We start from the raw sequence: 12,420 nt of genomic DNA on the forward strand, positions 1-12,420 counted from the left end.
GACCGCGCCGAGCGCGGCGCCTTCGGGCGCACCCTCCGCGGGGCCTTCCGCCGCGCCCGCCACGGCTCCCTCGGCCGCGCCTTCGAGCGCGTCGTCGGGGGCACCAGCCGCGGCGCCCAGCCCCACCCCACAGAGCAAGACCGAAGCCCGCGTCATCGTATTCGGAAGCGTGCAGATGATCATGGGCTCGTTCTTCGGCATGCTGGGCAACGGCGACATCGTGATGAACTCCGTGGCCTGGCTCGCGGAGCGCACCGAGCAGATCGCCATCAACCGCCCCGAGGCAAAGAAGCAGCCCATCACCCTCGATGACGTCTCGCGTCAGCGCCTCTCGTGGTTCGCCATGCCCTTCGTGCCGTGCATCGTGGCGGCGCTCGGCGTGATGCTGCTGACCATGTCGCGGCGCTACTGAGGAGGGGCCATGAGCATCCGAAGCACCCTCGTCATGGTGGTTCTGGTGGCCCTTCTCGGGTCGCTGTACTGGTTCCGCGACAAGGTTCGAGCACCAGAAGACGACAAGGAGCGCCCCGCGCTCACGTCGACCCTGAAAGGCGCCGATGTCTCCTCGGTCGATCTCGTGGTCGGGGGCAAGTCGCTGTCGTTCGAGAAGAAGGACGGCGTCTGGCTCGTGAAGGCCCCCTACAAGGGGCTGGCCGCCACGAAGACGGTGCAGAACTTCGTGAATGCCCTGGCCGACATGCACGCCGACCGCATCGTCACCGACGACACGAGCGGAAAGGCGCTCGAGCAGTACGGCCTCGACAAGCCCCAGATGAAGGCCACCTTGCACGGCCCTGACGCCAAGACGCTGAACGTGGCCGTCGGCCTTCGGTCCCCCACCGAGACAGGCTGGTACATGCGGGTCGACGACGCAGGTCCGGTGCTGCTCGGCGGAAACGCCATCGCCGCCGACATCCTGCGCCAGGCCGACACCTGGCGAGAAGGCGCGCCCCTTCCTGTCGATGCCGCCCGCATCGACCGCATCTCGGCCAGCGGTGACGGCAAGGACGTGGAGCTCTCGAAAGCCAAGGACAAGGCCGAGTGGTCGATGACGAAGCCGGTGGCAAGCCGCGCCGAAGGGGCTTCCATCACCGCCTTCCTGAACAAGTTCCAGACCGTTGCGGTGAAGAAGTACTTCGACGACGTGCCACCCGATGACAAGCGCCTGAAGGCGCTCTACACCCTCAAGATCTGGAACGAGGGCGACCGCGATCCGGCCGAGCTCGTGGTGGGCGAGAAGACCGAGGGCGGCTGGTACGCCGCACGAACCGTGGCTGGGCAGCGCGACGTGTTCCTGCTCCCCGACAACCAGCTGGCCACCCTCGAGCTCGACGCCACCGAGATTGCAGACAAGCACCTCTATGCCGGCCTCGAGGTCGACAAGGCCGCCCACGTGAAGATCGTTGACGCCGTCGCGGGAGAGGCATCCGCTGACAAGAGCGGTGGCCTGTGGTCTTTCGCGAAGCCCGCGGCCGCCAAGGACGAGATGGGCAAGGTCACCGCGCTGCTCTACACGATGAAAGACCTCAAGTACGAGCACCGCGTGTCTGACGCCGGTGCGCTCGCCGCGGCAAAGGCCAGCCTCGAGAAGCCTGGCGACCGCTTCGAGATCACCGACGACAAGGGAACCGTTCTGGCCACCCTCACAGTGGGCGGAGAGACCCCCACGCATCGGCACTACGTGAAGACGACCGGCGACAACGTGTACACGGCAGACACCTCGTTCGTCAACGACTGGAAGACGAACATCGAGGCCATCCGCAAGGGGGCCGTGGCCTCGCCCTCCGCGACAGGGGGATCACCCTCCGCGACAGGGGGATCACCCTCCGCGACAGGGGGCTCACCCTCGGTGGCACCCTCTGCCGCGCCTGCCCGCTGAGTCCTCCCCCCCTCTCCCCCGTCCGAAGCCGACGAGGAGAGGGGGGGAGGATTCACCGCACCGCGAACGAAAAACGGCCTCAACCGGAGCCCTGCGCACGCGCTCGCAAAACAAGCCGAGCAGCGCAGCCCTCTTGCGCGGAGCGTCGTTTGCCGAAGAGCCTCTCCCCCACCCGCCATCTCATCGTCGAGCCCGAAGACGGCGTGGAGCCGGTCACGGGCGCCGTGGCCCGAGCCGAGCACTCGCTTCTGGTGAAGCAGTTCGCGCTCACCGAGACCTCCATCGTTCGCGCCATCGTCGACGCGCACCGGCGCGGGGTCGACGTGAAGGTCATGCTCAACCCGCAGCGCTCGACCGGGACACGCGCCAACGATGACACATTCAAGCTTCTCGAAGCAGCCGGCGTGCCCGTGCGATGGACCAACCCACACTTCCTGGTGAGCCACGAGAAATCCATCGTGGTCGACGACCGTCGGGCCTTCGTCTGCACCTTCAACCTGAGCGAGAAGTACTTCACCGAGACCCGGGACTACGCGGTGGCCACCACAGACCCCGCGCAGATCGCCGAGATACGGGACTGCTTCGAGGCCGACTGGGAGCGCAGGCCCTTCAAGCCAAACGCCTCGACGGGCCTTCTCTGGAGCCCCGACAACGCCCGTGAGCGCTATGCCGCCTTCATCGACGAGGCGCGCAGCTCGCTGCTGGTCGAGCATCCCAAGTTCGTCGACGTGAGCATCCTCGATCGTCTCACGGCCGCCGCCAGCCGAGGCGTGAACGTGAAGGTGCTCTGCGGGGGCCTGCACGGGGTGAGCGACACTGACGTGCTCGAGACAACTGCGTCGGCGCGCATCATGAGCCGGCTCGGCATCAAGATGCACGCCATCAAGCACCCGAAGATCCACTGCAAGATGCTCATCAGCGATCGCAAGCGCGTTCTCATCGGCTCGATGAACATCGACCGCCATGCCTTCGAGCTTCGGCGCGAGCTGGGCATCGTCTGCCACGACGAGGCCATCGTCGAGCGGGCGCTCGACATCTTTGACGCCGACTGGGAGGCCTCGAAGAAGTACGAGGCGCAAGACCCTCTCGAGGCGATTCGCGCGCTGGCGCCGCGTTCGGCCGAGGCCGAGCTCGCGCACGACGCCATCGACTGATGCCCACGGCTGGGGTCGCGACCGAACCGGAGTCCCCATCTGTCTCGGCAGAGGAGACCTTTCCGCCAAGCCGGCGCCAGCTCCTCACCGGATTTGGCAAGCTCTCGGTGGTGAGCGTGGGCGGCGGCACCGCGGCGTGGGCGCGCGAGCTGTTCGTGGTGCGTGACCGCTGGATGACCGACGACGCCTTTCTCGAGGCGCGGGCCCTGTCCCAGATCCTTCCTGGGCCGAACATGATCAACTTCTCGATCTACGTGGGCTCTCATTACCACGGGGCTCCCGGCGCAGCGCTCGCGTTCGTCGGGCTCACCGCCATCCCCATCGTGTTCGTCATGACCCTGGGCCTGCTCTACATGCACAGCGGCGTGGTTCCCTCTGCCGCCGCCGTGCTCTCCGGGCTTGCGGCGGCAGCGGTGGGCTCGTCGTTCGGCACGGCCTTCGCTTCCGGTCGGAAGCACTTCCGCGAACCGGTGTTCACGGCTCTCGTGGCGGGCGTGTTCATCTGCGTGGGCGTGCTGCGCTGGTCGATGCTGAAGGTCACGCTGGCGGTGGCGGCCATCTCGCTCTTCGTCTACCGCCCGAGCGCAGGTCACGCCCATCCGGCGCACGCAGCACGCGAGCCTCACACGCCTTCGGCCCCAGAGGCTCCGTGATGCACATCGCATTCGTCATCCTCGGAACGTTCTCGCTGCTCTCGGTGATGGCCCTGGGCGGCGGGACCGCCGTGCTCCCCGCCCTGCACCGCGACGTCATTGCCAACGGCTGGCTCACCGATCAGCAGTTCGTCGACCTGTACGCCATCTCGAGCATTGCGCCCGGCCCCACCATGCTGTTCGTCTGCATCATCGGCTACGAGGCGGGCCTCAAGGCTGGCCCCGCCGCCGCGTGGATCGGCATGCTCGCCGCGACCGTCGGCATGTTCGGCCCTTCGAGCCTGCTCACGTACTACGTGCGAAACGTCTGGGACCGCTTCGCGCAATCGCCATGGCATCGCGCGGTGGAGAAGGCCCTCGCGCCTCTCGGCGTGGGGCTGCTGCTGTCCGGCGCATTGGTTCTCGCGAGAACCGCCTGCCGGTCTCCGCTGACCATCGCCATCGCCGTGGTGACGACTGTGCTGGTGACGTACACCCGGGTCAACCTGCTCTGGATCATGGCCGTCGCCGGCGCCCTGGGCTACGGGTTCGGCGGCTGAGCGGCGGGAGGCGAAGCGCTCGACGCAGGCGCCACCGCGGGCGAAGCGGCAGCGGGTTCCGCCGACGACGAAGCCGCGGGCGAAGCGGCGCTTCCGGCTTGCGCCGACGACGAAGCCGCGGGCATGGGCGGTGGCATGGCCTGCGTCAGCTGCGCCTCCTTCCCCGTGACCTTGCGAATGATGATGGCGCCCAGCTTGAGGCTCACGTCGCAGGCGGTCTGCTCCATGTGCCTGCACTCTGCCACGCTGTAGTGACACGTTGAGGAGCCACAGTCGCAGTTCATGGCATTGGACTCTTCGAGCACCGCCGCCAGCTGGGCATTGGTCAGGCCATCGAGACGAAGCCCGGGGAGATCGGTGTAGAACTTGCGGGGAGGCGGATGCAGGCTGGTGTAGAGCCAGAATGCGATGAGCCCCAGCAGCACGCACGAGAGAATCGCAAGACGCGCCAGGTCCGGCGCATCGTCTTCAATCTCGTCGGTGCTCGACGCGTCAGCGTGCTCCGCTGGCGGAGACGCAAGGCCGGGTTCGTCGTCGGTGGGGGGCGCCACGGGCGTGCTCCTGAGCGTCGAGGTTGGGGATTCTGTGCAGGCTTCGAGCCTGCCCCTCCAGTTCCTCCCCACCCACGGGCTGCACCCCCGTTCCCCGCAGACCGTGGCACCCGCAGCAGACGAGAGGTCAGCCCTCCAGCAGGCGCTGGTAGATGGACATGAGCCCCGCGTTGCAGGCCTCGTCGCGAAACTCGGCCGCCAGGCGGCTGGCTCCCGCCTCCCCCAGGCGCTGTCGCAGGTCGCCATCGCGGATCAAGGTGAGAAGCGCGTCTGCCATGGCATCGACAGCGCGGGGCGGCACGAGCAGGCCCGTCTCTCCGTCGATGACCACGTCATTGACCCCGCCCACGCCTGACGCGACGACAGGCCGGGCATACGCCATGGCCTCGAGGAGGACGATGCCTAGCCCTTCCCACAGCGAAGGGAGGGCAAACACATCGAAGCCCTGCATCAGCGCGAGCATGTCCTCGCGATACCCGGTGAGCAGCACGCGGTCATGCAGGCCGAGGGCGTCGATCTCCGACTGCAGGCGGTCGCGCAGATGCCCTCCCCCCACGATGACGAACCGCGCCTGGGGAATCTCGGCCAGAACGCGCCGGGCCGCCTGAATCAGCCAGGTGTGCCCCTTGGCCTCCTCGAGGCGCCCCACCGCGCCAACCACCGGCGCGCCATCGTCGATGCCCAGCGCGCGCACCGCCGCGCGCGGGTCTGCGGCACGCGGGTAGCCCCGCAGATCGAGCCCTTCCCGCACCACGCTGAGCTTTGCGCGCGACACGAGGCGCTGTCGCATGATCTCACGCTCATTGGCGTAGGAGACCGTGATCACGTGGGTCGCGAGATGTGCCGCCAGGCGCTCGAGCCAGATGTAGAGGGCGCGGGTGAAGCGGCCTCCCGCGGCGTTGTGCGGCGGCTCGTGCATGGTGTGCACGATCACGGGAACGCGGGCGAGCCACGCGGCCAGACGGCCGATGAAGCCGGCCTTGGACGTGTGCGTGTGAACGATGTCGGGACGGGTGCGGCGAAACGCGCAATAGAGGCTCCAGAGGGCACGCGCGTCGCTGACGGGTTCGATGCGACGGGGGATGCGCACATCGCTGACCGTGGCGCCGCAGGCCTCGAGCCGGGGGGTGAAGGGCCCCACGGCGGTGTGCAGGGTCACCTCGTGACCCGCGGCCTTGAGCACGCCAAACCATGAGCGCAGGAAGCACCACGCCGTCATGTCGATGGTGGTGACATGCGCCGTTCGCCAGCGCCTCGCGCTCATGCGCTGGAACAGGGCGCGAAGGGGCTCGCCAGGAGCGGCCACGTGGCCTGGGCCACACGACCATCTTCGAGCCGGGTCACAAGAGCGCGGAACGGCTGAGCGAAATCGAGGCCCCGCACGACGTCCATGGCCGCCATCAAGAGCTCGAGCTCGGGTGCGTCGACCAGGCGAACCTCGGCGCCGAGCGATCTGGTGGGCAGCGGCACCTGGTCTGCCTTCCATCCGAACGTGGCGGCAACGGCGGCCACCGAAGCCATGCGCCGCGCGTCGTGAAAACGAACCGCGAGCACCGGCGCGGCTCCCGCGTTCCCTCGCAGCAGATAGCCCAGCGCAGATGCCTCATCGAGGAAGACCGTGAGGCCGGCGGGCGCTTCCCCGCTGAATGCAACGTGCAAGGGCGATGCTGTGAGCCCCTCGATGCGGAGGGCTTCGTCTGCGCGCACGCCGCTTCGCCAGGGGGGGCGTTCGAGAAGCGCGGCACATCGGGCGTAGAAGCGACCAAAGTCGCTCCCCTCGACGATCTGGGGCGTGACGAACGGCGATTCGAGCTCGCGGCGCAAGCGCTCGTACACGGCGTCGAGAACCCCCATCTCGCGCACGACGGTCTCGATGTCGTGCGCCTGGGCCACCTGTTCGACGCTGCCCTGGCCGACCTCGACATCGACCGACAGGAGCCGGGGAACCTCAGACGCCAGGCCGTCGAGAGGGGTGTGAATGGCCGTCTCAAGCAGCTCGCCCAGGGCGTTTGGGGATTCGCCACACGGCGTCACCGCGAACGCGCGAACGCGCCCCGAGGTTGCGTCGAGCCACAGCAGCAGGTCCATCGCCCCCTCGAACGCCGTCGACGCCCCAAGCGGACGCCGTGACCCGAACCAGGTCGACTCGACCCGCGTCGCCCTTCGGCGGCAGCGCCGCGGCGCCGCATCTCGCTGCCCGCCTCTGCCCGCGGCCTTGCGAGAGGGGGGGGTGCTGCGCGCGGGCGAGGAGAGCACGGCCCGCATCACCCGCGCCTCATCACGCGCGAAGTCCGGATGGCGGCGGTCGAGAGCAAGCCGACCATCGCGCCGCAAGCGCACGCACGAGTCGGCGGCACACGCGCGGCGAAGGGCCTTCTGACCGCCCGGAGGGGAGGCGCCCGCGCGTTCGAGCGCCGCAAAGACCTCTACCTCGCGCAAGGGGGTGCCGGACTCGAGCAGCACGGCCATGACGCGCAGGCGATACGGCAGACGCGTGAGATCGAGATGTCGAAGGCGGTTCTTCACCCCTCCCCCCTTTGCCGCCGCGCGGCACTCTCCTGCGGCCGCAGGTCGGGTCTGGAGGCAGACGTGCTCGTCGTCAGCGCGGAAGCGAGATGCTGGCGATGCAGCCACCGCCCTGGGCGCCATCGAGGTGAACGTCTCCGCCGAGCAGGCGTGCGTCACGACGCGCCAGCGAGAGCCCGAGGCCCGCCCCCTCGTGGGCGCGGCCCAGACCCGCATCGACCTGGAAGAAGGGCTCGAAGACGCGTTCGCGCAGCGCCGGCTCGATGCCGGGACCCTCATCGGCGATGTGCACGCACACCCTGCCCTGTGACATCTCGGCCGACACGGTCACGCGCCCGCCGTCCGGCGAGAACTTGATCGCGTTGGAGATGAGGTTGTACAGGATCTGCTTGACGCGCGGGCGATCGGTGAGCAGAACGGGGACATCGGAAGCAACCTCGACGGCGAGGTCGATGGTGCGCGAGAGCGCCTGAGGTCGCAGCACTTCGACCACCCCCGCCACCACCACACCGACATCGACCGCAGAGCGATGCAGCGATTCCGTGGCCGCCTGTCGATTGGCCAGATCGAGGATGTCGTTGATGAGCGAGAGCAGACTGGTTCCGCTCTGCAGAATCGCGCCTGCGTACTCGCGAACCTCGTCGGGCGCGAGCGTGCTCGCCGGGTCGGCCATGATCTCGGAGAACCCGAGAACGGCGTTGAGAGGCGTGCGCAGCTCGTGGCTCATCACCTTGAGGAAGTCGCTGCGCTGACGGGTCACTTCCTGCAGGCGCAGGTTGGCCTCGCGCAGCGCCTGGGTGCGCTCGGACACGCGGTTCTCGAGCAGGCGGGCCGAGTCGCGCACCTCGCGGAAGAGACGCGCGCGCTCCATGGCGATGGCCAGCTGGTTGGCGACCGTGCGGCTGAAGTCGAGCTCGGAAGGGTGGAAGACCCTGGGCTCGCTGATGGAGGCCAGCACCAGCGTGCCATGGGGCTGGCCGTCGATCACCAGCGGAACGACGAGGGCCGATCTCACGTCGTTCGAGCGCATCCAGCGACGCTCCCCCGCGCCCAGATCGCTCTGCCCCTCCATCACCACGACCATGCGACCGCTCTTCAGCGAACGCGCCGCAACCGGGAGAGCGCGCCACGAGATGCGCATCTCACGGGCGCTGCGACGCGCGCGTCGGCCCAGTCGGCGATCGACGAAACGGCTCACGATGCGCGCCATGCCATCGCCTTCATCGACGAGAACGAGCACGAGGGGAATGGTCATCATCTCGCTCAAGCGCTGCACGCACGCGTCGACGTCGCCCTCGATCTCCACCGACCTCGACATGCGCTCGCTCGTCTCGAGAAGCGCGGCCAGATGCCCCGTGCGACGCGAGAGACGCGTCGCCTGATCAGAGATGGTCTCGAACTGGAGACCGCTCTCGATGGCCACCCCCATCTGGCGGCCCAGGCGACCGAGCAGCAGCATCTCCTCGCTGCTGAACGACTCCCGAGGCAGGCTGGTCACCTTCAAGATGCCGAACAGCTCGGCCTTTGACTGCAGCGGCACGCCTACATGGCAACGCTCCTCGGACCCCTCGCCAGAGCGCCAGGCGCACTGCCGTCGCGAGCGCGCCACCTCACCCAGCTCGCCGACCCCCTCGGCGATGGCGCGCTCTTCCGAGACGAGCAGGCCGGGCGGGCTCTGCCGAGCGCTCAGCACGAACGCCTCGGCGCCCGGGTGACGCACGTAGATGCAGCCCGATTCGCCACGCACGAGTTCGAGCACCCGCGAGAGCGCGCGACCCAGCGCGTCGTGCAGTCTCACCGATTCGCTCATGCGATCGGAGATCTCACAGAGCCCGCCGAGGATGCGCCCCTGCTGCTCAGCGTAGGCCAGGCGCATCACGTTCTGGAGGGCAACCCCGAGCATCTCGCAGACCGCGGCGAGCTCGGCGCGCTCGATGCGTGCGCTGGGACGCGAGACCACGTGCAGCACGGCCAGGACGTCATCGGCACGATCTTCCGGCCGACGCCCCCGCAGAGGAGACGAGATGTGCAGGCGCCGCGCTCCCGTGCGACCATCGGGCGCCGATTCCTCGAGCACGGGAGACGCGCCCTCCACAGCCCGCGCGCAGAGCGCCATCACGTCGACGTCGTCGAGCGAGAAGTCGGCCGTGCGCGCGCCTCGGAAGGGAACCGGCAGCACCCGCATGGTGTGCGGCTCAACCAAGAGCAAGGTGGCTGCGTCGATGTCGCCGCCGCTGATGAGGATGTCGAGACAGGCCTCGGCGAGTGCATCGACGTCGCGCGCGCGCATGGCCGCCATGGCCATTTCAGCCAGACGGTCGCGCCCCCGATGTCGCCCCCCGCGCCGAGACGGCCTCAGCGTTTCCGTGCCGTCAATCGTGATGTTCATGTTCTCTGATCGAGGCCGCGCTTTCTTCAGACGGAGGCGAACCTCCTACCCGTGACACGGTGAAAGATCTCGCTGCCCCCCCGCGCCAGGAGATGGCGCGCGAGACGCAGTGCGAAGCGCAGCAGGCTTCCCCCGGAGAACGCGGAGAGCACCGCCAGGAGCGTGCGCACCGAGACGCGCGGCGAGGCTGCCATGTAGACCGGTTCCCAGGCCGACGGCTGAAGCTTGTCGCGAAAGCTGTAGATGCCATGAAAGCTGTAGAGACCGTTGAGCCAGCGAACAGAGGCGTTGAACGCCGCCCCCAGGATGGGATGCGCGCGAGGCGAAGCGCGCCCCTCCCCCAGGCCGGCCAGCGCGACCAGACCGAGCGAGACGTACGCAACGCCATCGGCGCCGAGCTCGCGCATGGCGAGATCGATGAGCGATTCTGCCACACCCGGGGCGACACCGCGCTCGATGAGCAGATCATCGAGCAGCCAGCCTCCGCGGCCGTAGATGGGCACCGCGGAGAGCAGCCCCACCAGCCGCCCCCCTCTGCGCGCCGCGAAGTAGCGACGCTCGTGCAGCGCGGTGAAGAGATCGACCGTCACCATGAAGCGCATGGCCGGCATGCGATGGCTTCGCTGCCACCGCGCGAGCAGCTGCTCGGCTTCGCAGCGCAGCGGTTCGGACCCCTCGAGGGCAGCGGGCGGCACCACCGCCGCCTCGATGCCGGCGCGACCCGCGCGACGCACCATGTAGCGAAGATCGGGGGTGCTCTCCCACACACGGCGCCAGTCGCGGGCGTCCCACGAGGGCTGCAGGCCGATCTGAACCCAGTCGAACCCGTCTTTCGGCAGAACCTCGAGAAAGCGGTCGCTGACGCCGAAGAACACCGCCTCCTCACCGTGCCGCCGCGCGTCCTCGGAGAACGCCCGGGCCATCGCGGCCAGCGCTTCCCGCGCACAGATGGGAGACCCCACGGCCACGCGCCAGCCAGCAGAACGGGCAAAGGCGACTACGCCCGCGTCATCCGGAGCGAACCAGTGCTCGAGCCCTGGCTCGAGCGCATCGAACCCGTGCACGTTGCGTCCCCAGCGCCGGAGCATCGAGAGAACACGGGCCGACGTGCCACAGGCGGGAAGCATCCGCGACATGAAGATGGTCGCCTGCGGATTGTCGTTGTAGCGAGCGCGCCGGACGTAGCCCCGCTGGGTGTAGAACCGGATGGCGGCGTGCAGATCGTCCTTGGTGTCGAGGAAGACCTCGGTGTACCCGCGCTCCGCGGCGAAGGCCTCGAGAGCGTCGAGCAGGCGGTGGGCCAGGCCGTGTCCCCGCAGCGAGGGCCGCACGTACAGGCGCTTCACCTCACAGGCATGAGGACCGAGAGCGGGCAGCGGCCGCAGCGCGATGCACCCCACGGCCTCGCCGGCGGCCACATCTTCGGCGTGTGTCGCCTCGATCGCGTCGTCGGCGACGGCGATCCAGAACCCGGAGCGAGGGCCGAAGTATTCGCGAAAGCTCTCCAGGCTGTCACGCACCACCACATCGACGGCATCGAGGTACTCGACGTTGATGGCGTAGGCTCGTTCGAGGTCGGCCGGCGCCCGCGCCTTCCGCACGTGAAGCCAGCTCATGGGGATTTGTTGACATAACTGCGCATGGTTGTTCACGCAATAGTAACATCGGCAACAAGATGTTTACAATGCCTTCTTTACGGGAGCAGACGGGAACGGGATGATGAGCGTGAGGTGGAGGAAGTCTCCGCCGCAGGGATGAGAAAGGTGTCCTCGCAGGCGCGAGAGACACTGAAGCGGTCGGTCGATCGTGACGCACGACGTGGCTGTGCGTCCGCCAGTTCTGAGTGGATGGAGCTCTACGACCCGTGGGAATGTCCATCGGCGCACAAGACATGAACAATATGATCGCCAAGTCGCAGATGGTGGGCCAGGCCCAGCAGCTGCGTGTCGATCAGACGATCAAGGAAACCGACAAGACAAGCGAGACCGAAAAGGCTCGCACCGCCGCCACTGAGTCTTCCGAATCGTCTGGCTCGAAGAGCGTCAATTCGAACAGCGGCACGGCCCGCACCGCGCCCCGCCGCCGCCTCGGTCAAGACCAGTCGCTGCAGCGCCTCGGGCGCGGTCAGGTCGAGTGGTCTGAGCGCGAGGAAGAGGGCCAGAGCTGGCTCCCCCCGAGCCTGCAGCCCCACTCGAAGGGCGCGGGCACCGCCAACGACTGGAACATCCCGTACTGGCTCATGGCGCGGGAGCAGCCCCAGAACGACTCGGCCATGTCGCAGCACAAGCGCCTGCTCAACGGCCTGCGCACGATGGTGAAGACCGAGATCGACCAGTACACCAAGCAGAACGAGCCGCTCTACGCGAAGAAGACGCTGCGCGAGATCTACTCGGTGCTCAAGGACGACGGGGGCAGCCTCTCGGCTCCTCCTCCGCAGAACGCGTTCACGATGGCGAACGAGCCGGCGGGGTTCACCCAGGCCAACATCCGCCGCGCCCGCAACACGTTCGACATGCTCGAGAACCCGCGTCCCGCTCCGGGCGAGGCCTTCGAGATGGTGGCCTGACAGCGGTACGTCGTCACGACGAGAACAGGCGCCACCCCACTGCGGGCGGCGCCTGTTTTCTTTCTGTGGCAGGATTTCGGACGCAGGCAGACTATTAGGAACGGCTATTCCGGCCCATAGCCCCTGGAGCCCTGGCGTCGGATCATCTGCCACAGACCGCGCG

The 12,420-nt window shown here is 68.1% G+C and carries 11 protein-coding genes; 6 read left to right on the plus strand and 5 right to left on the minus strand.

What is annotated here, in order from left to right; all coding sequences use genetic code 11:
- Positions 1 to 183: TetR/AcrR family transcriptional regulator (locus EB084_09980; GenBank protein ID NDD28579.1), on the minus strand; the 183-nt coding region annotated here is incomplete at its 3' end.
- On the opposite strand from EB084_09980, the gene EB084_09985 reads away from it, so the two are divergent.
- The 5 genes from EB084_09985 to EB084_10005 all read left to right on the plus strand — a co-directional run bounded on the left by EB084_09985 (position 182) and on the right by EB084_10005 (position 4,225).
- The gene (locus EB084_09985) at positions 182 to 412 is read left to right on the plus strand and encodes a hypothetical protein (GenBank protein NDD28580.1); all 231 of its coding nucleotides are present in this window, start codon (positions 182 to 184) and stop codon (positions 410 to 412) included. The genes EB084_09980 and EB084_09985 overlap by 2 nt on opposite strands.
- A gap of 9 nt (positions 413 to 421) precedes the next feature.
- Positions 422 to 1,879: a DUF4340 domain-containing protein gene (locus EB084_09990; GenBank protein NDD28581.1), complete on the plus strand. Its 1,458-nt coding sequence runs from the start codon at positions 422 to 424 to the stop codon at positions 1,877 to 1,879.
- Between the two features lie 149 nt (positions 1,880 to 2,028).
- The gene (locus tag EB084_09995; protein NDD28582.1) at positions 2,029 to 3,033 is read left to right on the plus strand and encodes a cardiolipin synthase; all 1,005 of its coding nucleotides are present in this window, start codon (positions 2,029 to 2,031) and stop codon (positions 3,031 to 3,033) included.
- A complete protein-coding gene (locus EB084_10000) occupies positions 3,033 to 3,686 on the plus strand; it encodes a chromate transporter (protein ID NDD28583.1) in 654 nt (217 codons plus the stop codon). The genes EB084_09995 and EB084_10000 overlap by 1 nt, the downstream gene beginning before the upstream one ends.
- On the plus strand, positions 3,686 to 4,225 hold the full coding sequence (locus EB084_10005) for a chromate transporter (protein ID NDD28584.1): 540 nt from the start codon (positions 3,686 to 3,688) through the stop codon (positions 4,223 to 4,225). Before EB084_10000 ends, EB084_10005 begins: the two co-directional genes overlap by 1 nt.
- On the opposite strand, the gene EB084_10010 is transcribed toward EB084_10005, so the two are convergent.
- The 4 genes from EB084_10010 to EB084_10025 all read right to left on the minus strand — a co-directional run bounded on the left by EB084_10010 (position 4,207) and on the right by EB084_10025 (position 11,307).
- Positions 4,207 to 4,776, minus strand: a complete 570-nt coding sequence (locus tag EB084_10010) for a hypothetical protein (protein NDD28585.1) — start codon at positions 4,774 to 4,776, stop codon at positions 4,207 to 4,209. The genes EB084_10005 and EB084_10010 overlap by 19 nt on opposite strands.
- Before the next feature lie 127 nt (positions 4,777 to 4,903).
- Complete coding sequence (locus EB084_10015; GenBank protein ID NDD28586.1) at positions 4,904 to 6,262, minus strand: glycosyltransferase family 1 protein; 1,359 nt, start codon at positions 6,260 to 6,262, stop codon at positions 4,904 to 4,906.
- Between the two features lie 1,113 nt (positions 6,263 to 7,375).
- Positions 7,376 to 9,691: a GAF domain-containing protein gene (locus tag EB084_10020; GenBank protein ID NDD28587.1), complete on the minus strand. Its 2,316-nt coding sequence runs from the start codon at positions 9,689 to 9,691 to the stop codon at positions 7,376 to 7,378.
- A 26-nt stretch (positions 9,692 to 9,717) separates the two neighbouring features.
- On the minus strand, positions 9,718 to 11,307 hold the full coding sequence (locus tag EB084_10025) for a GNAT family N-acetyltransferase (GenBank protein ID NDD28588.1): 1,590 nt from the start codon (positions 11,305 to 11,307) through the stop codon (positions 9,718 to 9,720).
- A gap of 254 nt (positions 11,308 to 11,561) precedes the next feature.
- On the opposite strand from EB084_10025, the gene EB084_10030 reads away from it, so the two are divergent.
- Positions 11,562 to 12,257 (plus strand): hypothetical protein, encoded by a 696-nt coding sequence (locus EB084_10030; protein ID NDD28589.1) that lies wholly within the window; start codon positions 11,562 to 11,564, stop codon positions 12,255 to 12,257.
- The last annotated feature ends 163 nt before the right edge of the window (positions 12,258 to 12,420 follow it).

The sequence above is a fragment of the Pseudomonadota bacterium genome (assembly GCA_010028905.1).
Lineage (GTDB): Bacteria > Vulcanimicrobiota > Xenobia > RGZZ01 > RGZZ01 > RGZZ01.